General features: G+C 40.0%; 18 protein-coding genes, 1 tRNA gene and 1 pseudogene. 8 read left to right on the top strand and 12 right to left on the bottom strand.

Annotated features, from left to right (window positions below; genetic code table 11):
• The first annotated feature begins 2 nt into the window (after positions 1-2).
• From EOD41_RS15100 to EOD41_RS15090, 3 genes are all read left to right on the top strand, one after another.
• Positions 3-1,001, top strand: coding sequence for a WD40/YVTN/BNR-like repeat-containing protein (locus EOD41_RS15100; protein ID WP_127706408.1), 999 nt, complete (start codon positions 3-5; stop codon positions 999-1,001).
• 115 nt (positions 1,002-1,116) lie between these two features.
• Positions 1,117-1,189 (top strand) — tRNA-Lys (locus EOD41_RS15095).
• Between the two features lie 259 nt (positions 1,190-1,448).
• A complete protein-coding gene (locus tag EOD41_RS15090) occupies positions 1,449-2,762 on the top strand; it encodes a site-specific integrase (protein WP_127706406.1) in 1,314 nt (437 codons plus the stop codon).
• A gap of 1,157 nt (positions 2,763-3,919) precedes the next feature.
• On the opposite strand, the gene EOD41_RS15080 is transcribed toward EOD41_RS15090, so the two are convergent.
• From EOD41_RS15080 to EOD41_RS15065, 4 genes are read right to left on the bottom strand one after another with little or no spacing between them, the layout of a single operon-like run.
• Entirely contained in the window at positions 3,920-7,510 is a 3,591-nt protein-coding gene (locus EOD41_RS15080; RefSeq protein WP_127706402.1) for a DUF6443 domain-containing protein, read from the bottom strand.
• 41 nt (positions 7,511-7,551) lie between these two features.
• Positions 7,552-7,881, bottom strand: coding sequence for a hypothetical protein (locus EOD41_RS15075; RefSeq protein ID WP_127706400.1), 330 nt, complete (start codon positions 7,879-7,881; stop codon positions 7,552-7,554).
• On the bottom strand, positions 7,854-8,708 hold the full coding sequence (locus EOD41_RS15070; RefSeq protein ID WP_127706398.1) for a hypothetical protein: 855 nt from the start codon (positions 8,706-8,708) through the stop codon (positions 7,854-7,856). The genes EOD41_RS15075 and EOD41_RS15070 overlap by 28 nt, the downstream gene beginning before the upstream one ends.
• Positions 8,709-8,739: 31 nt before the next feature.
• Positions 8,740-8,955: an NAD-dependent epimerase/dehydratase family protein gene (locus EOD41_RS15065; RefSeq protein ID WP_240663433.1), complete on the bottom strand. Its 216-nt coding sequence runs from the start codon at positions 8,953-8,955 to the stop codon at positions 8,740-8,742.
• Positions 8,956-9,307: 352 nt separating this feature from the next.
• Here EOD41_RS15065 and EOD41_RS15060 point away from each other — a divergent pair, with 352 nt between their 5' ends.
• The 5 genes and pseudogenes from EOD41_RS15060 to EOD41_RS15045 all read left to right on the top strand — a co-directional run bounded on the left by EOD41_RS15060 (position 9,308) and on the right by EOD41_RS15045 (position 15,470).
• Complete coding sequence (locus EOD41_RS15060; RefSeq protein WP_127706394.1) at positions 9,308-9,766, top strand: hypothetical protein; 459 nt, start codon at positions 9,308-9,310, stop codon at positions 9,764-9,766.
• Between the two features lie 147 nt (positions 9,767-9,913).
• Positions 9,914-11,161 carry a WcaI family glycosyltransferase gene (locus EOD41_RS15055; RefSeq protein WP_127706392.1) on the top strand — a complete coding sequence of 416 codons (1,248 nt, stop codon included), beginning with the start codon at positions 9,914-9,916 and terminating at the stop codon, positions 11,159-11,161.
• Between the two features lie 543 nt (positions 11,162-11,704).
• A pseudogene (locus EOD41_RS21275) lies at positions 11,705-11,854 on the top strand (hypothetical protein); the annotation flags it as partial.
• A 366-nt stretch (positions 11,855-12,220) separates the two neighbouring features.
• On the top strand, positions 12,221-14,170 hold the full coding sequence (locus tag EOD41_RS15050; protein ID WP_127706390.1) for a DUF1800 domain-containing protein: 1,950 nt from the start codon (positions 12,221-12,223) through the stop codon (positions 14,168-14,170).
• A 22-nt stretch (positions 14,171-14,192) separates the two neighbouring features.
• Positions 14,193-15,470, top strand: coding sequence for a DUF1501 domain-containing protein (locus EOD41_RS15045; RefSeq protein ID WP_127706388.1), 1,278 nt, complete (start codon positions 14,193-14,195; stop codon positions 15,468-15,470).
• Between the two features lie 80 nt (positions 15,471-15,550).
• Here the strand turns inward: EOD41_RS15045 and EOD41_RS15040 are convergent, their stop codons facing one another.
• From EOD41_RS15040 to EOD41_RS15005, 8 genes are all read right to left on the bottom strand, one after another.
• Positions 15,551-16,375 carry a glycosyltransferase family 2 protein gene (locus EOD41_RS15040; RefSeq protein ID WP_127706386.1) on the bottom strand — a complete coding sequence of 275 codons (825 nt, stop codon included), beginning with the start codon at positions 16,373-16,375 and terminating at the stop codon, positions 15,551-15,553.
• A 10-nt stretch (positions 16,376-16,385) separates the two neighbouring features.
• Entirely contained in the window at positions 16,386-16,943 is a 558-nt protein-coding gene (locus EOD41_RS15035) for an LbetaH domain-containing protein (protein WP_127706384.1), read from the bottom strand.
• Between the two features lie 15 nt (positions 16,944-16,958).
• A complete protein-coding gene (locus tag EOD41_RS15030) occupies positions 16,959-18,374 on the bottom strand; it encodes a Coenzyme F420 hydrogenase/dehydrogenase, beta subunit C-terminal domain (protein ID WP_127706382.1) in 1,416 nt (471 codons plus the stop codon).
• Between the two features lie 4 nt (positions 18,375-18,378).
• Positions 18,379-19,521, bottom strand: coding sequence for a polysaccharide pyruvyl transferase family protein (locus EOD41_RS15025; RefSeq protein ID WP_127706380.1), 1,143 nt, complete (start codon positions 19,519-19,521; stop codon positions 18,379-18,381).
• A 710-nt stretch (positions 19,522-20,231) separates the two neighbouring features.
• On the bottom strand, positions 20,232-21,398 hold the full coding sequence (locus EOD41_RS15020; protein WP_127706378.1) for a glycosyltransferase: 1,167 nt from the start codon (positions 21,396-21,398) through the stop codon (positions 20,232-20,234).
• 10 nt (positions 21,399-21,408) lie between these two features.
• Entirely contained in the window at positions 21,409-22,473 is a 1,065-nt protein-coding gene (locus EOD41_RS15015; protein ID WP_127706376.1) for a glycosyltransferase, read from the bottom strand.
• Positions 22,474-22,491: 18 nt separating this feature from the next.
• Entirely contained in the window at positions 22,492-23,661 is a 1,170-nt protein-coding gene (locus EOD41_RS15010) for an O-antigen ligase family protein (protein ID WP_127706374.1), read from the bottom strand.
• On the bottom strand, positions 23,654-24,811 hold the full coding sequence (locus tag EOD41_RS15005; protein ID WP_127706372.1) for a glycosyltransferase: 1,158 nt from the start codon (positions 24,809-24,811) through the stop codon (positions 23,654-23,656). The genes EOD41_RS15010 and EOD41_RS15005 overlap by 8 nt, the downstream gene beginning before the upstream one ends.
• Positions 24,812-24,823: the final 12 nt, after the last annotated feature.

The raw sequence follows: 24,823 nt of genomic DNA, 5'->3' as shown, positions 1-24,823 counted from the left end.
TTATGAACAATTTTATAAGAAACTCTATAACTATATTTTTTATTGTTATAGTAATTAAGTCGGAAGCACAAAAAATAAACATTTTACATACTAAAACCGGTATAAGCCTAAGGGGCTTAACAGTTGTTGATGATAATACTGCATGGGTAAGTGGAAGTAAAGGTAGCGTTGGTTTGACTACCGATGGCGGAAAGACATGGCGTTGGCAACAGGTAAAAGGCTTTGAAAGTGCTGATTTCAGAGATGTAGATGCATTTGATGATAAAGAAGCAATTATTATAGCTTCAGGCTCTCCTGCTTTAATCTTAAAAACCGTTGATAGCGGAGTGAATTGGAAAGTATGCTATCGAAATAATGACAGCTTATACTTTTTAGATGCTATGGACTTTATTAATAAAAAGCATGGATGGGTTATTGGCGATCCGGTAAATGGAAAATTTCTGTTGCTTGAAACAAAAGATGCAGGTAATAAATGGGTTGAAAGACAAGATATCTCTCCTGAAGCAATTACCAACGAGGCTGCTTTTGCTGCAAGCGGCACTTGTTTTAGGGCTGATAAATCCAACTTGTATTTAGTTACCGGAGGTGTAAAAAGTAGGCTGCTTGTATTCAATTCTTTTGATATAAAGAACTTTAACATTCCAATAAAGCGTGGTAAGGCCAGCCAGGGAGCTTTTTCTTTGGCAATTCATTATAATAAATATGTTATTGTAGGAGGTGACTATGCGAATGATAAAAATACTGACTCAGTGGCGTGTTCTGTAACGAAAGTTGAAACAGTGCTTTCCCGGAAAGGCCCACTTGGTTATCAATCATGCGTTGAGTATTGTAATGGCACAACTTATTTAGCTACAGGCACTTCAGGAAGTAATTTGAGCATAAATGATGGAAAAAGTTGGGAGCAAATAGATAACAGAAGTTTTAACGTATGCCGTAAAGCCCGGAAGGGAAAGCTGATTTTATTAGCCGGTAATGATGGCCGGATAGCTGAATTTAAATAATAGTGCATTGACAATTAAGGCATTATTAACTGTTTTAAAATAAAATGAAATTTGGCTTGCGCACTTTGTATAATACTTCTATATTTGCACCACTTTAACGGAAACGGTAAAGGATGATTCCGTAGCTCAGCCGGTAGAGCATAACACTTTTAATGTTGGGGTCCTGGGTTCGAGTCCCAGCGGGATCACCGGAAAACAAAAATCAGAGAGTAAGGCGCATGCAAATGCGCCTTTTTTCGTTTAAAACGCACTTTTTACAAATTAACAAATCAATTTTTATCAAATAAAACCAATATTCCAGGTGCCCAATTAGTTGGGCACCTGGAATATTAAATTTGGGCACCTGGAATTGTGGGAATGACTTGTGAGATAGTATTTTAAATAATCTGCGTATCTCCGGTAGCTACCGGAATAACTCGATTTATTAACTTAAAATGGTGCCCAATTGTGAAAAATCACCAAAATTTAAACCTGTTGTTCTGGCACAGGAAATCAAAAGCCGATAAAAATGGCTACGCGCCGGTAATTTGCCGCATAAGTATCGATGGAGAACTTGAAGAAGAAATATCCATAGGTAAGAAGGTCCATATTAATGAATGGTGCCGCGAAAACAAAAAAGCATTAGGAGACACTATTGCTGCGAGAGAGACAAACTTGAAAATTATCGAGTTGTCAGTAGACCTCAATCGCTATTTCATTGTGTTGCAGACTCAATATGAGAGAATTACTCCGTTAATGCTAAAAAATCTCTATTGTGGAAAAGAAGTTGGACAGCGAAAGCAACAAAAAAAGCGCCACGTGGGTAAAAGGAAAGAACCTTTGCCAACGCTTCTTCAAGCCACGGACATACACATTGCCAACTTTGCAAAAATGGTTGAGAAAGGTTTGCGTTCAGCTGAGACGCTTAAGCAATGGCGTGCTACCCGTAAAAAGTTAGTAAATTTTTTACAATTTCAGTACCGAGCTACTGACTTAGAGTTGGAGGAAATTGAATTTGTTTTTGCAAAGCAGTTTTATCATTATCTAACAGTAGAGAATGATAAAGTTATCGGTGAAGCAGCAGCAAAAAAGCAAATTAAAAACACCAAGGAGATATTGACGTTCGCGGAAACGAGCAATTGGATTCATAAGAATCCAATTCAGCGCTTTAAATGCGGTGGCGACGAAACAGAAATTCCGCCGTTGGAAATGTATGAGGTTAATAAAATCTGGCGTAAGGACTTGCCTATACAGCGTTTGTCAGAAGTCAGGGACGCTTTCATTTTTCAATGTTTTACCGGGTTTGCGTTTCAGGATGTGTATGCGATTAGCACGGAGAATATTATACCTGTTGGGATTTCAGGTGAACGCTGGTTAATCAAGGACCGTGGTAAAACGAACGTTGCTGAGATGGTTCCGATTATGCCAATCATCGATGTGATTTTAAAACGATACGAAGATCACCCATGCCGGACTAAAAAAGGCCTTTTGATACCGGTCAACAGCAATGCTCGCTATAATGGTTATCTGAAAGAGCTGGCGGTCATATGCGGAATTAGGCGGGAATTAAATACCCATCTGGCAAGGCATACATTTGCAGATATTATGCTTAATGAGATGGGGTTTTCACTTGCGGAAGTTAGCAAGATGCTTGGCCATAAGTCAATAAGGACAACCCAGCGCTATACCCGGGTGAGAAGGCAGCTTATTAGTAAAACGTATTCGTTAGTAAAACACACGTTGTTTACCGAGGACGGTGAACTTCGGCAAGTGGCACTTTAATAAGGCACTAATCTATACTGCCCCAGTAGTTAGACACTCTCCGGGTATTTTTTTGATTAAAAGCAGGCGTCAGAATAAAGATTAAGACTTAAACTTGTTATCATTTTCCAGAGTATAAATCAACAATTCTTTTTGATATCTGATGTCAACCGTTTTACGATTTTGTAATTGTAGATGAGTTTTGGTGTGTTTTAAGTATAATGTCAATTAAACCGACTTTCTAGTTTGATATCATTTTGTACAAGTCCTATTTTATAGCTATTGTACAGTCTGACAAATACCTGCAACAAAGTGTGACGGTAAGCTGTATTGTACGAGAGAGTCATGCAAGTTCTTCATGGCGAAGCTGGAGTGGTACAGCTTTTGAAAGCGTCTGCTTAAAGCATATAAAAGAAATTAAAGCGGCATTGGGCATCGCAGGCTGATCGGCTTCGACAGGTAATCGTCCATTCCGGCGTTTATATACGCTTCTTTGTCTTCACTTAAAACATTGGTCTTGCCGAATCAGCTAACGACCGGATACGCCGGGTAACACCCGAGGGAGTTATTACAACCGTAAACATCCCCAACGCACGCATTTCAGGGCTAAGTTGAAATTCAACAAAAACATTTTTTTTCGAACAGCGGCACGCTTAAATCAATTTGACCTGTAAAGAGGTTTAAAGGAACGTTATTCAATTTACTAAATGAATAACTATTGGGTGTTTGCCCTATGTAATTGGGAGGTATGTTTGGATCATCCTGGCTATAAGCTAACTTTATGTTAAGACAAAAAAAACTTAATATAGATAAATAGTAAAATAACTTCATTTTTTAATCGTGTTGGAATTTCATTTATAAATGGTAGTTGAAGAAAAAGGAAGATTACAATACCGACAAAGGTGCTCTGTGAACAGGAGCATGCTAAACAACAATGCCGCGAAAGGTAGGAGCAGTTTAGGGAAACAGTACCAGCTAATCATCTACTCTTAATTTTATACGCTAAAAACCTCATCAGAAAAACTATACAGGTCAATACTCCTATAGTTAAACCAAATGATATGTCGGTTCTCATAGGTATTTTATGCCCACTTGCATGATATATAATCCACATGAATATTGTTATACCTAGCAATACAAATGTAACCACTCTAATAATTTGAATTATTAAACTCATATTAATTCATTTTAATCGTCCCTTGAAACCCTGCACCTATTAGTAACTTTATTGCCTGACTGAATTGATCTTTTGATATGCCTTGAAGATTCAATTCTTCATCTTTTTTAAACGCTACTTTTTTACCTGCCATCAAACGTGTTATAATACCTGCTGAACGGGTAAGAATTGATGCCGCCATAGTAGACCCCCACAAATCATTTAGCATTTTACCAGCTGATGGCAAGTTAAATCCTAAATGGTCATTAGTCTTAACCCCCATGTGGGCTGTTGCGTCCTGTAAGGCATGGATGCCTTGTCCTAATTTACCTAAATCTTCACCACCATTAGAAGCAAAAACATTATCCCAGCCAAATTTCAATCCCCTTAAAGTAGCTTGCTCTTCGGTCATTCCAGCATCCGCTTCAGCATCACTCATCATTGAGTGCCACATACTGTTCTTTTCATCTTGAGATTCCGCAGTTTTACTGTAGTCAATTCCAGCTCTATATCCATTAAAACGTGTATTTGTTGTATGTACCCACCAATCCATATACAGTACTCCGAAAGAAGGATGGTCAGCATACGTACTTGAATAATGAGCCATCACATCAGCATCCTTTTTTGAATAGCCTAATGCCAATAAAGCTTTGTAAGTGATATTATAATGAACTGAAACCGCATACCTTCCATCATTATCCATCATTTTTATTGGATTGTTCAGCACGTAAGTGTACGAACCTATATCATGGGTTTTTTCAGCAAGCGGATCTATTGTAACCAAACGTGCAATTACCGGATCATACAACCTTGCGCCGTAATCGTACTGGTCAGTTAAGTCAGCCATCAGCTTTTTGCCGTTATAAAGATAACGGTTATTATCCGGATTTTGTCTGCTGCGGCGAAGGCCGAATGCGTAATATTCGTCTTCCTGAATGAGCTGCGGTACTAGCATGGTGGTATTCGTAGGGTCGCGCTGGAAGGATGCCCTCGTGTTGCCCAGGTAGTCCTTCAGATCGTACTGGTAATAGTAGATATCCTGTACATTTGGCCCAGGCGCCGGCAGCAGCGCTCTACCTTCTTCCGTTTGTATGTATTCGATGTTACCACCATTGTAAACAATGCCATCTACGTAGTCCCTGGTGCCGTCCGCGGTGCTCACCGTACGCAGCTTCCTGCCTGTCGCGTCATAATAGATGGTCGCTGTCTGCGAACCGTTTAGCGTATACGTTATCTTCTGCGGCAGGTTTAGCAGGTTGTAAGCGATCGTCCTGCCCTCGCCGTTCGTCTTGGCATTCCCGTTCGCGTCGTAGTTCGTCCCGTATGTCCGGAAGGCTGCCGTGTTTTTGGTCACCGTGTTCAGCCGGTTTGTGTTATTGCTGCTGGTATAAGAGTAACCGAGAGTATAGGGGCTGCCACCCGGTACTGCTCGGGTGAGTGAGGTGATATTGCCGTTAACGTCATAGGCAACCATTTCGTCAAGCCCCGTACCACTTACAGCGCTGGTCAACCTGTTCAGCTTGTCATACTGGTATTTAAACGATACATTGCCGCTGTTTACCCCGTTATAATTGAACTGCGAGATATTGCCGTTGTACTGACGCGGTGAGGCTGTCTCGTTATCCGGGTCCTCGTACTTCAGCGACTCGCTGAATGCGCCGCCGAGCCCTACCGTGCCTAGTGTTTTTAACCAGCCCCGCTCGTTGTAGCTGTAGGTCTGCTGTCCCAGGTAGTTCGTGCCGTCTGTGGAGTGGTAACGCTTGGCTGTTACCTGTCCTATCTCGTTGTATTCTGTTTTTGACAGGTATACCTGTATGCCGCTCGGCGCGCCAAGCTTGGTGATCTGCCTGCCGATCTTCGTTTTGCGTAGCGCATGGTCGTATTCATACTGCATACCTATATACTGCTGGTAGGCGCCGTTCACATAATGGCGCCGCTGGCTGGTGTTCAATTGCCCGGTAAAGCGGTAGGTGTTGTCATAGGTGTCATAATTACCCTCAGCTACCGCGCCGCCTACATAATGCTGCTTGTAAGATTTGATGACCTGTGCTTTGTTGTCATAATAGTTTACCGTTAACAACATTGCCAGCTGCGTACCTGCGGCTGTTGCCGGGTTCAGTACGGCTACCTTGCTGGCCAGCAGAAGGCCGGTCGTCATGTTGCTGGCGCCTGTCGGTGCTGAATATGTTGCCGGCAAGCCTAGTATATTGCTGTACCGGTCATAATAGTTTACCGTCAGGTAAGTAAGGCCTGCTGTTGTAGGAAAAGCGCTGCTGGTATAGCCTGTCCCTGAAGCATTGGCTACATCTGGTGTTTCCCAGTTCGTAGCGATACCGTCGATCTCGCTTTGGATGCTCTGGCGAAGCGTCATGCTGGGCGAGTTCTCGGCGTTCGGGTCAGCAGCTGTTGCATATATCTTTGTGCCGGTCATCACTACCCTGCCCATCGCGTCGTATTTAGTAAAGGTGATCTCCTGGGATGTCTTGCTCCGCTGAACGGCGTCCTGTGTCGCCACCACCTGGTCAAGCGTGTTATAGAACATAAACTCCCAGCCTTTGCCGGGCAGCTTCTTCTGGGTCAGGCGCTGCCTGCCATCATAACGGTACTGGTAGCACAGGTTGTCCAAAGTAGCCTGCGTAAGCGTGCCTGAAGCAACATCCCCGTTCGCTTTCGGTGGGATCACAAAGCTCAGGTTACCAAAGTCATCATATACATAGTATGTCGATAACATTTGTACCGTACTGCCGCTTTTGTTGTACGTCCGCTTTAATACTACATGATCTTCCTTGTCCTTATACTCTTCAACGGTACCTACGCAGCCGTCCGGATCAACATTCGCAATACCAGCTGGCTGCCAGTTCTCGTCTTTGGTGATCGTTACATACAGCTCTCCTGCATCATAGTAGGCTTTGTTTGTCACCCGCTGCAATGAGCGCACCTGGTTGGTTCCGATAACCGCTTGCCATAATACCACACGCTGTGAGCCTCGATTGATATCAGCCGGTGTTGTATTAAGCGCTGTAAGGTTGTTTGTGGTATACGTAGTCATTACCGTACGGCCTGTCGTTGCCGTACGGTTACCTGTTACCGGCTGCCATACCGCTCCCGGGAACCCTTGTTCAGCTACCCTGTTGAGCGGCGAGGGCTCGAAAACCGTTACCCCGTACGGATACGCTGTCTGCACTACACCGGGGTTAGTTCCGGAATAATAGGCCGACTGGCCGGTGTTCGGCAATAATGCGTCAGGCCTGTATGCGCCTGTCGCCATTGGTGTCGCGTAGGGCAGGTACTTCTTCGCTTCTCTTCCATACTCGTCATACCCGAACGGCTGAATGATATCCTTGCCTGATGGCGACTGCTTGAACTGCACTGTCTGTAGCGGACGCCCAAGACCGTCGAAATACTGGATGCTGATCACCTGGTCCGCTGTGTCCGGGTTCACGCTCGTCACTCCGCCAAGCCTCGTCTTGCCCGCTACCTTGATGTCACGCGTGATAATAAAGTTCTGGTTCGTCGATATCTGCGCAAATACCGGTGTTATACTAAATACCGAAATGATCGCTACTGTTATAAGCCTTGCTAATGACAGGTTAGGTTGTTGGTTTAAACGCATCCGGCTTATTGCTTGATTAGTTGATATAATAAAACGCTCATTTAGGGTACAATAACATCTATCGGATTTGAATCTATCGGACTGGCATTTATGAAAGAACGAACAAAAACTCTGTAAGTCTTACCTAATGCCGGAACTGTTATCACGCGCGGCGAGGTACAGTCTCCACCTGAAAAAACGACGGATGCATTTGGATTGGCGATATCAAGATAGCCTATAGCGCATCCCGGTGCACCTGCAAGCGGTGTGAAATCGACCGTGATGTTGGCACCGTTAACGGTTGCTGAATTGACAATAGGCGTAGAAGGAGGGACATTTATTTCTTCAGGCTCCGATTCTTTAATTACACCATTACTGTATTGATCACCCAAAGCCTGTAGAGATGCCCGGATACCGGAACTGTTATTTGCTGTGGGCTGCCACAAGCTGAATTGAGTGTCGTTCTGACTGTAGCCCCCGCAGTTACATCCAGATATTGGATCTGACAGGAACTACTACCTGGTACACTTTCAAATGCGAGGTCTATTTTACCGTTGGTTACTTTAAGCGTTGTAATCGTTGGCTCGGTAATAAAGCCGCTGTTGACAGGCCTATAATTATAGACAAAAGCTTTAGTAGTGTTCCGGTTTTGATCCTTAATAACGGTTAGCCTGCCGGACTGATCATAATTGTAAAACACAGGCGATCCGTTTGCACCCGAAATTGTCGTCGCACCTATAAGCGGGTCGTATGTAAAAGTAGTCATTTGGGCGTCATCGGGATAAGCCCTGAGTTCATCAATGTAACCGCTGCCTGATATCGCAATAACGGATACCCCCGAAACAGTGTGATCGTAAAATGTCCATCCGTCAACCGTTGTTTCGCCTTTAAGTGCGGCTCCAACAGTTCCGCTTACGGCAAATGGAGCAGCATTCTTTGTCCAATATGTCACCTTGAATGTTTCTTCGTGGTTAGCATTTTTGCTTAATGGTACTGAGTTTAACAAGTAGCTTTTTTTACCCGTAAACGCTGTTGAGGTTGTCACCGAACCCAACGTATAGTTCCAGCCGGAATCATTCCCTTCAAAAGAAGTGTACGCTACCTCGCCTGCAACGGCATTCTTAGTTTCGGACACAGGCAGTTGGTGTTTGTAGTCATAGCCTTTGACCAATTGGGCAAGGTCGGCGATGGATATGCCTTCACCGATGCCGATGCTCACCAGGCCTTCCTAGGTAAAAATTCTGGATCAGTTAGTAGCAAGCGTCGGCAAGGTCGTCGGCAAAGAGGAACTCGCATTTTGGCGAGCCGGTACCCAATATGGTTACTGATGGCAAGCCCTGTTCCTTTTCTTCGTAGAAGGAGCGTATTAAGGCCGGCAGCACATGCGAGTTTTCGGGGCGATAGTTATCGTTATAACCGTACAGGTTGGGTGGCGTTACTGATATACTTACAGCCGTACTGCGCACGATAAGCGCGGCACATTTTATGCCTGCAATTTTGGCTATCGCGTAGCGCTCCTTGGTTATTTTTTTAGCGCGCCTGTGTGTTTAACTAAACAAAAATGCATACATAGCAAATGCCGCCACCTAAGATGAGTAACACCATTCCTAACACAAAAGAACGACGCATGAAACGCAACTCTTTGTATTGGTCCGTGCTATAATCATCCGCTAATCTACCAATGGTGGCAATAGTCAACATAAAACCAATCAACACTAATATTAGGCCAAGTATTATCATATATCCTTACAAGAAGAACTATCCGTACGCAAAGTTTAAAAATTTCACTGAGCAGTTGTTATATTTAAGCAATTAATTATGAATGCAAAAAGTGAACTACCTGAGCTAGCGGCTTTATACAAAAAACGTGAGGAACACCAGGCCATTATCGCCGCGCTTGATGCTGAAATCCGCGTATTAGAAGATAAGCAGAAAAAACCTGTCGATTGGAAAAACCGGGCGATTGATTGCCTTCAAACACATAATCTTCCGCTTAGAACATTAAATATCCTGGACTATATAGTTAGCAATGAGCCGCAATTAAACACAGCAGATCCTTATAAACGACGCTTCCAGTTTCAGGCTGTTTACGCCACCTTAAACGGACAATGTGAACACGGCACGTTAAAAAGGATAGCCATCCCAGGGTTTAAAGGTTATTTTTATGGATTAAATACCTGGTTTAACAAAGACGGCAAACTTAAGGCTGCTATCAACCAAAAACTGCAATATGAATTATGGAGCAATCCTCATAGCATTTTTAAAGCTGGCAAATGAAAATAAGATGGTTTACAATTTCGAAATACAAGATCCAAAATAATGCAAATTTAACACCACCCGCAAGGATTTTTTGTTACATTTGTAATAGATAAGCCTATTACTGGCTATGTCACTAAACCCATAATAGCACTCACTTTATATCATATGCGGATTTTAGTTTTTGGCATCAATTACGCTCCGGAACTTACAGGTATAGGCAAATATACAGGCGAAATGTGCGAGTGGCTTGCCAGCCATGGTCATGAAGTGAACATGATCACCGCAATGCCTTACTATCCCGAGTGGAGCGTACATTCATCGCATAAAGGCAAATGGTGGCATACCGAAAAAATAAACGGTGTAAAGGTTCACCGCTGTCCCCTATACGTGCCTAAAGAAGTTAGCTCAATGAAACGCATTATCCATGAGTTCACCTTTTTGCTTAGCAGCCTGGTTTACTGGTTTAAGTTCCTTTTCGGCCAAAAGCAGGATGTGGTGATGTGTATAGTACCGGCTTTCCACCTGGGCTTCATGAGTTTGCTATACAGCAAAATACGCGGTGTTAAAATGATCTACCACGTGCAGGACCTTCAGGTTGATGCCGCCAGGCAGCTTGATCTTATAAAAAACAAAACTTTCCTGAACCTACTGTTTAAAATGGAATATTTCATTCTGAAACACAGCAATTACGTATCAACCATTAGCAAAGGCATGCTGAACAAGATATTGCAGAAGGGCATACCGGAAGCAAAAACCTTTATGCTGTATAACTGGGTTGATACGCAGCATATCAGGCCATTGTCAAAAGAGCAATCGTTACGCAGTAGACTGGGACTTGCGGAAACAGATAAAGTGGTGATCTATTCGGGTAATCTGGGCGAAAAACAGGGGCTTGAGATCATTGTGGAAGCCGCTGCCGCCTTGCCAGATGTTAACTTTTTGATATTTGGTTCGGGCGGTGGCAAAGAGAAGCTGCAGGATTTGGTGTACCATAGCGGCGTTAGCAACGTAAGCTTTCATCCGTTTTTACCGTATTCCGAATTGCCGAATTTGCTTGCTACTGGCGATATACACCTGGTACTTCAAAAAAGCTCAGCTGCCGATTTGGTGATGCCATCAAAACTGACAAGCATCCTTGCGGCGGGCGGTTGCCCACTTGTAACGGCCTTGCCGGGTACCAGTTTATATGATATCATCCACGAAAATGATATGGGCCTGCTCATTGCGCCTGATTCAGCAGCGCTGCTTACTGACTGCATCGCGGAAGCCTTTACCAGCGAACTGCAAGTAATACGGGCCAACGCAAGGGCGTACGCACGTCAAAGCCTTGACAAAGATTTTATCCTAGCCCGCTTTGACAAGTTTTTAAGCACCGGTAAAAAGGATGCGCAAACCGAGGCTGTTGCCGTGTAATACACCTTGATTAACGCATCTCTTGTGCTTGTAACTTTTTTGTTATAGGGTTACCATGATAATCCTATCAGAACCTGTCATGCGTAAAATCAATGTGGCGACTATCACCATTCTCTTGTATTTCTTCCTTGCCTCAGCCAGGAAGCAGCCATTGAACCGGATACAGACGACAACAACGACACGACTGAAGTTGCGCCTAAGGCAGGTCTCAACTTAAAAATTATCCAAGTACCGCACTCCGTTGGACATTCGCCTTCTCTCGACTGATAAAGGTTATGTCGTTGGCGGACAGTAGCGGAGCTGCCGGCAACAATACCACTGAAGTGTTTCAGTATAATCCTTTAACTGATCAATGGCATCAGATGAATGACTATCCTGGTAAGGGAATGGGACTGATCGCGGGTTTTTCGATCAACAATAAAACCTACCTCGGCACTGGTTTTAACTTTAGCAGCAACACAAAGCGATTTTTGGTAGTTCGATCCCGCTGGCGATACATGGACTCAAAAGGGCGACTTTTCCGGAGGTAATAGACAGGGCGCCGTATTTTTTACCATAGGTAGTTCCGGATACTTGCTCGGTGGGCTTTCGCTACCCAAACAGGACCTGTGGAAATATACACCCGCAACCGATCAGTGGACGCAAATGGCCGATTATCCCGGAGCCGGGATCGCCGAAATGATCGGCGCTTGATTATTTGCTTTATTCATTAAGCCCTTTCTTTATATTTGGCCAATTATCCAGTCGTAATAGGTTAATTAGTTGCTTTGTTAGTGTTACCTGTTAATTTTGTGCACGTTAGCGATAAGCGTAGCAGGTAGTTTTTTTATATAAAAACACCAGATCCTGCAGTTTATATTAGCCTACATTTGTGAATGATTATAATCTACCTTGTATTCTTAGAGTTACTATGTTTTTTATAAAACTTTTATTGTTTGACGATAAATAAATTATAATTTTTTTCGTTTTTAAGCGATTTGATTAAGCGTCTAATTAATATTGATAAGGTTAAACCTTACGAATGTTTAATAGTCATACCAATCATTCGATTGTATATTTATGAAAGTCAGTGTCAAAAAAAAATGCTTTGCCGTAGCTATTTTAATAATTTTTGCATCCTCCTCTTCATTTGATATCAATCATCGAGCGGTAAATTATGCAACTAAATTCCCATTCCAATCGGCAGGATTAAATGAGCGGCAAGCAGCAGTGCACTTGCTTAGCCGATTTACCTATGGAGTCACAACAGACCAGATTGACGCCGTTGTAAAAACAGGTCTTGAGGATTGGTTTAAACAGCAACTAAATGGCAATTTACCAGATGACTCATTAAATCATCTGATCAGTAACATGGATGCAGTTGTTATGACCAATACCCAATTGATTACCAAATACCCCCGCATGAGTCAAATTATCAAGTTGGCTGTGCGAGATGGTGTTATAGAAAAAGATTTAATCAAAGCAGACAATGTCAAAAGTCGCGCGCTCTTGCTTAATTATTTACATCAAAAAGATATGGGCACACAGCAAGAACTCTTTCAGCAGTTTATCAGCCAAAAAATTTTAAGGGCTGCTTATTCACAGAATCAGTTGCAGGAAGTAATGACTGACTTTTGGTTTAATCATTTTAACGTCTCAATCACTAAAGGTCAATGCGCAATATTTATACCGGCTTACGAGCGTGATGTGATACGTCCGAATGCCTTAGGCAAATTTAAGACGTTATTAATCGCAACTGCTAAGTCACCTGCTATGTTACTTTATTTGGACAATTTCTCAAGCTCCAGTTCTAACATAACAGATATCAAGCCCATAAGTAACCGCAAGCGTAAGGAACTGGTTGCTGGATTGGATAAAAAGCTAGACACTGTTGATTCAAAAAAAATAAACGAATACAAAAATCTAAAGCCTCAGAATGTAAGAGGTTTAAATGAAAATTATGCAAGAGAAGTGATGGAGTTACATACTCTTGGAGTAGCAGGAGGTTATACTCAACGTGATGTTACTCAAGCAGCCCTTATACTCACTGGTTGGACAATTTATCCAATTGGCGATGAAGCTAACTCAAACGGCATACGCAGACTAATGAATGGTTTGCGACCTGAACAACTTGATAATGAAGGGTACGTGCACGATGGTGATTTCCTGTTTACACCTAGCCGCCATGACAAAGGGAAAAAAAATGTGTTAGGTGAACAATTTGGTCCCGATAACGGTTATCAGGAAGGGATAAAGCTTCTTACAATGTTAGCCGGCCATTCATCAACTGCAAAATTTATTTGCAAGAAATTGGCGATTCGTTTTGTCAGTGATAATCCTCCTAAAACACTTATAAACAGAATGGCAACCACATTCAAACTTAAGGATGGAGACATTAAAGAGGTACTATTGACCATGGTTTCCTCGCCCGAATTCTGGAGCACAAACTCAGTACGTCAAAAAATTAAATCGCCGTTTGAGTTAGCTATTGGGGCAACAAGAACTTTAAATGCCAAAATTATTCAACCCTATCAACTTTACAGTTGGATAAGTAAAATGGGAGAAAAAAGATATTATTATCAAGCACCTACAGGTTTTCCAGACAAAGGCAATTACTGGATAAACGCTGGCTCCTTACTTACTAGAATGAATTTTAGCATAGCACTGGCATCTAATCGTATCCCTGGTGTTAAGGTAGACTTGCCTGCGTTGAACAACTACCATGAGTTTGGAAATCAACAAAACGCCCTAATACATTATAGCAAAATCATATTGCCAGAGCGCAATTTAAGTGAAACTATTAAGCGAATTACACCCATTCTCAACAACTCGCAGTTCACGCGAAAAGTTGAACAAAGAAACCCTATAATGATCAAGTCAGAAATTCAATCAAAGGCTACTGGTCACACCATATACGAAAACGCAGAAGCCAAAAAAAATAAAGATATACAGCCTAACGCAGGCAATAACTCTATATTATCAGAGTTAGTAGGGTTAATACTTGGATCGCCAGAGTATCAGCGCCGTTAATAAAAATAAAATAAGTTGACTTATGATAAGCAGAAGAGGTTTCCTTAAATCAGGCGGTTTAGCCTTGATGGGAATAAATTTGATTGGTGGCATACCCAGCTTTTTAGCGGAAGCTGTCGCTGGCGAGCAAATTATAAAGCCGTATGGCAAGCGTAAAATATTGGTTTGTATTTTTCAACGTGGCGCCATGGATGGACTTATGGCAGTTTCTCCATTTACAGACCCTTATCTGAGATCCGCACGACCCACCCTTTTTATGTCAGCAGCGAAAGGAAGCACTGTAGGAAAGCCCCTGATCGATTTAGATGGTCATTACGGCTTACACCCAGCTATGCGGGCCTTTGAACCGATGTTCCGTGAAAAACGGCTTGCGATTGTACATGGCATAGGATCACCTAATGTAACCCGTTCACATTTCGATGCTCAGGATTACATGGAATCAGGGACACCATTCAATAAAGGCACAAAAAGTGGATGGTTAAATCGGGCAGTGGGCCTATTAGGCCATGACGCAGTAACTCCCTTTACCGCAGTTAGCTTAACTCAAAATATGCCTCGATCTTTCTATGGCGATAATCAAGTTGTAACGGTTAACAACTTGCAAGACTTCGGCATTCAATTGAAAGGCAATGTCACCGGCGCAAAGGTAACAGCCAAAACTTTCGAAGAGGTTTATGATAAAGCATCTGCTGGGTTACTTCACAATACTAGCAAAGAAAGTTTTGATGCTGTCAAGATGTTACAAAACGCCGACATTAAAAATTACAGACCAGCGAACAATGCGAAATATCCGTCTTCGGCACTAGGTAAATCACTTAAGCAAATAGCGCAATTAATTAAGATGGATGTAGGTCTTGAGGTTGCCTTTACGGAATCTAATGGATGGGACACACACTATAATCAAGGCACAGAAAACGGCATCTTTGCAAGCAATGTAGCTGATTTGAGTAATAGTATTAACGCTTTCTGGAATGACTTGAGCGTATATCAAGATGATGTAACGTTGATGACTATGACAGAATTTGGCCGAACAGTACACCAAAATGGTACCGGAGGAACGGACCACGGCCGGGCTTCTTGTAATTTTATATTGGGAAATAATGTTAATGGAGGCTTAGTTCATGGAATTATGCAATCGCTTTCAGTAGAGACCTTAGAAGACGGCCGCGATTTACCGGTCACAACAGACTTTCGAAGTGTATTCAGTGAAGTAGCTGACCAACAATTAAAAATAAAGAATGACCGCGTCCTGTTTCCCGGATGGGACGGAAAATCTATCGGAGTAATGAGTAGAACTTAGCAATGTACATTAAACGTAAGTTTTAATTTCTATGCACGATTTGAACATTAAACAATAGAACCTACTTAGATTTATATAAGTTACTTATTTTTGTTTTTTAGAAGCAATTCTTTTGTCTTAAGTATGATGAAATACTCGTATATCGCCTGCAAAGTTGCATATGTTATACCAGCTGTCCCATCCAAAAACGCTCTCCGCCATATAATCATGTAAAACCATTTAATGATATGACGCCCTGGAATCTTAAAAAAAATTCCTTTCTGATGAAACCTTTTTTCTGAAAAATCTTTACTAAACAAAGCTTTGTTGAGTGAAAACTTGACATTATTGTTGTGCTCATATATCCATCGCTCAGCTTCCATAGATGAATATAAGTTGTGCTTATCTAACCAGTGACGATAACCTTTTGAAAATGGATAATGGTCAAAGAATCCATCTAGCTGTTTCACATTTCCTTCCACTTCAAGTACTTCATTGATTTCACGATGATATTTAGCCTTGCCACGTCTTATCAACCGCACATAATACGGGGAAATCTGCGCATATTTTAACCACTTAGAATTTAAAAAATCTCTACGTCGTATTCTGAATCCGTTTACTCCAGTGGTTGTGTTCGCCAATTCGGCTTCAATGATCTCAACTAAATCTTTGGGAATACGTTCGTCCGCATCTAATATAAAAACCCATTCATATTTGAACGGAAGTGAAAGGGCGGCATTTCGTTGCGTCGCATAACCGTCGAAAGCTCTTTGCGTAACTGTTGCTCCTGCTTGAAGAGCTATATTAATAGTTTGATCCGTACTAAAAGAGTCGAATACATGAACATCATCACTCCAATTAACCGATGCTAAGCATCCCGGCAAATCTTGCTCCTCATTCTTTGTTAGAATAACGACTGAAAACATTTAACAAGCTTTATTTTAAAATCTTTCTATCTTTTATGAATACCGCAGGGTTACCGCCAACAACTGTCCAATTTTGAACATTTTTATATACAGCCGCTCTTGCACCTACCACCGCTCCTTCACCAATTGTCACGCCGGGTCCAACAAATGCATCTGCCGCAATCCATGCCCTATCCATTATAGTAATCGGCTTCAATACCAAGGTGTGATTAGTATCTGTAAAATCATGTGTTGATGCACATAAGTAAGCTTTTTGCGAGATAGTAGCATTGGAACCAATGACAATCTTTCCTTGGTTGTAACAATCCACTGCAGGTCCAATACAGGTAAAGTCTCCGACTTCTAAGTTCCAGGGTGCCCAGATTTTAACAGAAGAATGAACCGTACAACTCGATCCAATTTTTGCACCAAAGCATCTTAATAAAAAAATCCTCCATTTTCTAAAAAGCCGAGGTGAAAATGGTCTAAAAAGAAAAAAAGAAATAAAAGCCCATAAGACCCTGCTTAACTTGTTTTTCAAAGAAAAGACATGCCTTACCTCGGTCATATTTACACTAATATCTTCCATACAAAGAAATCTAAATTATTTGTTGACCTGCTTTAGCCGGAAGTAAGAGATTTTCCTTTTGATTATCCTTGATGCAGAACTCGAAATTTCAAGCAACCTGAGTAATTTTAACTGAACTTGCATTCTCTGCTTATAATAATTATAATCATTTCTTTGCAATGCAGTTTTAAAATTTTCCCGAGACCTTAACGTTACATCAAATCTCATGGCGTATATCAACTTTCTAAGTGGGGGCATGATGAACTCCCCAGGTTTTACTCTTTTTATAGGCCGCCATAAACCTTTCCTATCAACCTTTTCTAATCTATAGGAGAGTCCATCACGCCTTTGCCGAAATCCCCCCGATTGGGCACTTATAGCATCTTTTTCCGTTAAATCCTCAAGATAAACCCTATCGGTGACTTTTGCAGCATTGACTAGATCATTCAATTCTGAATTGCGTACTATAAGTAAATTAGTGCCGCTAGAATCAATTTCAAATTGAGGGAGCCAAGCATCACCTATTGTGAGATCAGCCGTTTCACCAACAACATCATCACAAAAGTTACATGCAGGAAGCATAAGCGCTCCTTGGTTAAACTTTCCCCCGACCACGTTCCCTGAATCCTCTCTTATTTCATAATCACCTGCATAAGCTGTAAAAACGTAAGCCCTAGCAGGGATATCATCTGCTTTAGTCCTGTATTTAAACCTAACGGCATTTTCAGGTAGAATACCTTTCCCCCAGCCTAATGATAATGTCCAGTTAATACTTTTTAAATGCCCGCATACTAGAGCAGCTGTATATATGATTGAGTCTTTAATTACAGGATCTACTAACTGGACTCGCCTAATCGCTTTTACCATGCATGGCAAACCGATGAACAGATACTTACCAGGTTTATCTTTGATCATTTGTAGTATTTCGGAAACTTCAATTACATGATACTTAGTTCTTGCACCTTTTGTAATTTCCTCTATTGTAGTACTTATACCATACTTAAAGAAAGGGTCAAGGGCACCTTCTCTTTTGTTCTCCTTTACATGAATTACACCATCAATCATACCCTTCATAAATAGCTCCGCGCCTACCCAAGTGCCAAAACCTCCAGAAGTCCCATTGTTTCGATATTGCCCTTCTTTGACGTATCCAGCATACACGTCTTGAAATGGGCCTATATATTTACTCGGATTGTCACAGTTATTTAAAAACGAAGCAGCCAAGACATTTTCATTAAATTGTGGGTTCAATGAAGGACAAACAAACTCCATCTTTTCAGTCGTTGCTGTGTTATTTTCAATTGAAAAGCTACTCAAGTCTGGGTAATATTCTCCATAGTCATTAATCTTCATTTCAGTGCCCCCGACAAAAGAACATGCGCCACAACCTACGCAATAACCGCCCCTTACTACTTTGTTTAAGTTCTGTATGTTAGATGAATTAGCTTCCATTTGATTATTTATTAATTGCTTCTTCCAAATAGGCCAAAGAAGCTGTTCTTTTTTGTTCTAAAATTTTTTTCACGTTCACGTAATCTATGACTAAGTCTGGAAGTTCCACAAAAGGTCTACCTTCTTCAATTAATCGATCATTTAATCCTACCATCGATAAAAGGCTTTGCTGCCTGCTATTATTGTTTTTACTACCCGGTGTAATGGTGTAAAATGGCTTCTCAAAAATCAATGAAAATATTGTCCCATGGAATGAAGTTGTAATTACAATCGCTGCATTTTGATATAGACCCAAAAATTCACGGGGTCCCATATCTCTGATATTAAGTATCTCAGAATCCGGTTCTACTCTCATTTCATTTTTGCAAACGCGGATAATTTTAAATCCAGTTTGTCTTTTTAAGTGCAAAGCCAATTCCTTTACATAAGGAGAGTCTTTAAAGACGAATAACAAGATATATGGTTCAGAACTTTCGAAAGGCTCTAAAACTTCGGTCCATTCTTGTCTAGATAAAAGCAAGGTAGGATCTAACACATGCACGGCATCTTTCCCGGAAATATCTTTTATAATTTTTACACCGTCAGACTCTCTCGTTGAGATAAAGTCTAAGTTGTTTAGCAACGTTGCATACGTTTCATGATAGGCTTTATCAATTGAGCCAACTCCGAAACTTGATGCGTAAGATATTTTTTTTGCGTTCTTCGGCGCAAAAGTTAAGTAGTATGGCTCAATGCTCGTATGATTATTAGGATTCCACACTTGATCGCTGCCTACAATAAATATATCATATGGATGTTTTGCATTATATAGTTCCGAATAACTACGATAGGTTTGCGACATACAGGTGTATTTCGAATGGAAATCTGAAAACCTTCTTTTCCTAACCTTTGCGATTCTTGGGTTACTAAGTGCACTGTATCTATCAAGCCATTTCAGCGCAAACTCCTTTAGTTTGCTATATACAGAACGCTTGAAAAGCGGAAGAGATTTAATTTCAGAACGATGTTCAGGATTTTTGTAATATAAATAATTAATCACTTCATTCTCATAACCAAGCAACTTTAACTTGTGATGCAACGCAAATGCTTGTAATTCTGCACCATAATTATTGACGTTCAGAATCGTGATTATACCTATTTTTTTCATCAAATTATTGTTAGCACTTATAGAAGTCTAATTCAGATATTTCTTAATCTAGTTTTTACTGAGCAACAAATGGCAAACGATACCACCTCTCAAGGAATACCCCTCGAATATCTAGCTAAATCAAATGCCTTCTCTTAACACCTATTATTCCATTCTTAACCGTGAAAAACTTCATTATGAACATTGTGAAACCACAGTCATATTAAACGAGCAGAGTTACATTTTAAAAAAATCACTGCAATCATTAAATATATGTAACAAATATAAAAAAAAACCGCCTTTTTTTTGAAATGTTTTCGATAATTAGCTTGTTAAGGTATTATTATTTTAATGACAAGAAACTATTCTTAAATACGACAAGACTTAGCGAACTAATATGTAAGTTCATACATAAAATGCCATTAAAGTAGACGTATTCGATTACACATAATTAATTAAACATTGCATTTTGAAAATCAAGTGTAGATTTTATAAATAGGTTTAATTTATATTACATTAAAGTGAACTAGTTCTCCTTGACCTTAATTATGCTGTTACGAAAGTGTAACATCGTGGAATTAAGCGAAGTAAGGTTGAGAAATATTATAGTACCAGGTGCAAATTAACATTCCATAGGCAGCAACTTTGATAACCTTAAAGTAAGCAGCATGTATCTCATAACTATTAGGGTTAATAGTTCAAATATCAGTTAAACGTCTGAGACTATTCTATCATACAGTCCTAGTCTTTTCCAATAATTCAAGCAACCGCACAGAAACTTTGTCTATAAAGAAAAGTTCTTTAAAGGCAGTTTTAGCATTATTAGACATTTTATTTTTTTCTTCCTGCGGAAGCTCAAGCCATTTTCTCATGTTTTTGAAGACCCCGTTGTTAGTGTCCTCATCAACAAAACCACTACCAGATGCCTGAATTTCACGCCAAATATTTACTTGATTCGAAATAATTACCGGCTTTCCGCAGGCCATAGCCTCAACAACAGCTACACCAAAATTTTCCTGATGGCTATGTAGTATAAACGCTTCAGCATTATAAAATGCGCCCCATTTTTGATCCCCGAGTAACAATCCTGGAAACTGAATACTTTGGCAGCTTGCAGCTTTTTTTATCATCTCCTTACCATATTCAGTATCACATCCAGGCCCCGCAATGACAAGTTGAGGTATATTCTGATACTCGCTAATTAGATTTTTGTATTCATCAATTAATAAATCTACACCCTTTTTAGGATCTATTCGTCCAATAAAAAGGATGTATCTATCTTTATAATTTCTTATTTTCCTACCCACTTCATTGTCCATCGTAAGTGAGTACCGAGGCGGTTCTTCCACACCTAAGCCAACTACATTCTCAGTTTTAGGCCTATAACCCTTAAATGTAGTTCTAGCTAATAATTTTTCAGTTTCACAAGTAAAAAGCAGGCCATCTGCCTCGTTAACTACCTTTGATTCAAGGAGACGCCAAAAAAGTATGTTTCTTAGTGCCTTTATTTTTCGCCCTTTTGCCTTTTGAAAATATGGATCCAGCATACCATGTGGCATGACAAACAAACGTGCTCTTTTGTTTCCAAACTTTTTCCAGACAGAGTAAGTACAAAATGAATGATACTGCCAAAGTCCGTGTATTATAATAACGTCAAATCTTACTATATTATCTCGCATCCATGCTTTGAACTTAACGGAGTACCTCCAAGGATTTTTTGTAGGACCGCATTTATGGATTTCAAAATCATCTCTTATCGCCACCTGTTCTTCTGGATTATCTAAACAAACTACGGTATTTGACGCTCCTTTCGAAAGCCCCAAAATCATAGTTCTCAACGCCTGGCTTACCCCTCCCGCTTTAGGATCTATACTTGATACAACATGTAATATATTCATTGTGGTGATTTTAAGATTGAATTAACTCCACTGCTCGTTTAACCATATCATTTAACAGTAGATTTTTTTGAACATAGTTTTTGGCTTGTTTACCTAAGAGGCTAAATTCTTCTAAACCAATTGCACCCAATTTTTCGATCATTTCATCAACATTTTCAAATGTAAAACCATTTGTTCCATGTTTTATATAATGGTACTCGACGCACTGTTTGATGTTCTCTGAACGTTTGAATGTAAAAATTGGCTTTCCGTAAGCCATTGCTTCGACAATGGATAATCCTACCCATCCCGGTTGGAAATATATATCAGCAATTGAAAATAGTTCGGCCTTGATTTCATTGTTGTATAAACCACCGAAATCATAAACATTTTTATAACTCGAAAAGTCCGGCTTCAAACGCCCATCTCCAATTATTATAAATCCATATCGATTTTGATCAAGTGCGTGAATTGTTTGTACTAACAAATCCACACGCCTATCTTCGGAATTAAATCTGGCAGCAAATATTAATACAATTTCTTGGGTGATGTTGTATTTATTCTTTAAATCATTTTTAGGCTTAAGAGCTTTGCTTAAGATTTCGTCAACATCAGATATTGTATTATTCAATGCGGCATACTTTAAATTCGGAAATTTTTCCTTCCAGATCAAAGCTTCTTTTTCTGTATAAAACCAAATTCCGTTTGCAAGCTTGATCATATATTTTAGGCCGATACTTGGCCTTTGCTCTTCCTTAATATATCTTTTTACTGAAATACCGTGTCCCCAAAGTATAATCTTTTTCCGATGGAATATTGTGGTTAGTAATAAAATCCAAGTCGAAATATGTGACATGTCTAACATGAGGACAACAGTTTGACTATCACTTTTTAAAAAAGGGAATGGATTGTAAAAAAGGAAAGGCCCAATTTTAATTTTGCGAAGTGGAATTATTTTCACATCCCCTTTTTCAAAATTATTGTCCACTATTGCTTTTACTTCATAGCAGTAAATATTTACGGGCATCAGTTCTTTGATTCCATTAAAGAACTTTTCTCGATAATGAGGGACAAATGGTTGAAGTATTGGTAACATTTTATCAACTATAATAGATCATGCAAAAGACAATATCGCCCAAAACACAAATACAGGAATGCTTACATTATCCAAAAGCAGTCCTTCAAAAATAGCTCCTGTCAAAAAAAAGAAAATGAGCCCTCCATACGCCGCAGTGGCATGACGCAACTTTGCCCCGCCAACAAAATGTAAGATAATAAGTTTTCTAATTCCTAAAATCAGTGAGGCGAATAAAAAAAAACTACCTACAACGCCTGCACTTACAAATGCGAACATATACGAATTTGACGTTGGAATATCTTCTCTTCCATAACCAAAGATTGGAAACGTCTTGGCATAAGTCTCAAGGGTTTTCCAGGTACCTTCACGTGTATTTCCACGGTCAGTATAGTCATAATCTGATATGTTCACGTTAAAATAAAGAAAAACAGCGATACAAAAACATGTCAATATGCTAAAAAAACGCACATGCTGATTCTGTAGTGACATAATGGCTATGAACGCACAACCCGTAAATGCGGAGAGCATTGATGACCGCGATTGAGCTAAAAAGGCAAGTAAAAAACCGGCGAGTATAGCCAAAGACAATAGGAACTTTTTGTTGAACGTTTTGCTTTCAATAAATAATGCACTGGCAAGTACACTCATGACTCCACCGCACATACCAATGAAGTTTGGCTGACTAGTTAATCCAAAAAACCGGCCTTTCCAAACCATTGACCCGATATTAAAAAGGTATAATATTAAATTTAGGCCAACAAAACATAATATGCCATAGAAAGAAATATTTAAAAAGGCAACCCCCTTGCCATTAAATTTATATGAACTGATTATGTAGGAGAAGTAATAAAATATAATGAAGTTAAATGAAAGATCTAAGAGCATTGGCCCGACCTTAAACGAGTAAAAAAAATCAGTTAACACCAATATTTGACCAAAGATAAGATAGCAGATTGAAGCGGCTGAAGGTTTCTTAAAAAAAATGCGATCTTTGGTGATTAATATAATAATAAAAGTCCCCAATAAAGCCCCCCCTATCAGAGATAACGACACACTCTGAATAAGGCTAAAAAGTGTTGGTATCGAGTAAGTTGGAGCAGTATTAGTAACACCAGGAGCCCGGAAAGACGCAAACGCAAATATTAGCACCCCCAAAATGGGAATCCACTTTTGCGCCCTTGAAGTGTTAATAAGAGAATTAGTCATTATAGACTTCCACTTTAACAATATTTAACATTTGATTTGTCACCGCGGCCCAAGAACGCTTTCGAACTTCAAATCTCGCTTGTACTGAGATTTTCTCATATAAGTTGTTATCAGCTAAAATCTCTTTCAACGCTTCATATATAAATATTCCTTCGTTATTTTTTATAAATATGCCAGTCTTTTTATCTTCGATAAGGTCCAATGTGCCAGGATATCTTACAGATATGGGAACGAGCCCTAGAGCTTGATACTCTCCTATTTTTAGCAAATGATTATATATTAAATATTTAGACGCAGAATAAGCATGTAGTCCAATTTCACATTCCGCGACAAAATTCATTGCCGATAGGAAAGGAATACGCCCAGTGATATGGATTCTTTCAACGTATGGGTGCGTCTCGACTGCTCTTTTTATTTTTTCCTTCTCACTGCTAGTTCCATCAATTTGCCCCACAAATTTCAATGTCGCATTGGGAAATTCTGCTCCAATAAATTCAAACGCCTTTAATATCTCCATGCACCCTTTATCCATTCGAACCCTTCCGATATTACAAATCGATTGTTTTCTTTTCAAAATTTGTGTCTTAACAATGCTATCGATAAGACTTAAATCAACGCCGTTTTTTAATTGATGGAAGCGTTTAAATTTAAGTTGCTCTTCCGCTAAAACTCCGCTGTTTATAAAACATAGTGCTGTAGCATCCGCGATTGTATTGTTATAAAGTCTTAATCGCAATGCTCGCTCTAATTTCCAAACTAAGCCAGTTTTAATCTCGTACCGATTATAAAAAGGCGGATCCCATAAGAGAACGTACCAAGATAGATTGAATATTTTTTTTAGTTGTTTAGCAATACTGGTTGCCCATTCAGAGAAGTCACAAATTATGACATCGAAATCATCATGTTGCTTAAAATATTCGTTATAGAATCTTTTGACCTTTGACGTCGAAAATCGCGACAGACGGGTGTCATATAAGTCTGTATAAATTATTCTGTGAGCTAAATTTTTAATTTCATCATTGATTACTGCTTTTGATTTGGCAATGATTGTACAAGAAGAGTTTAAACAAAGATTGTAAGGCTGTTGATAGGCATTACTATTTTCAGAAAACGTAGCAATATTTGCGGAACAAATATATAAGACTTTCATTATTTGAGTTTT

The sequence above is a fragment of the Mucilaginibacter limnophilus genome (assembly GCF_004005815.1).
GTDB classification, from domain to species: Bacteria; Bacteroidota; Bacteroidia; order Sphingobacteriales; family Sphingobacteriaceae; genus Mucilaginibacter; species Mucilaginibacter limnophilus.
The sequence above is the reverse complement of the archived record's forward strand: the minus strand, read 5'-3'. Positions and strand labels throughout refer to the sequence as shown.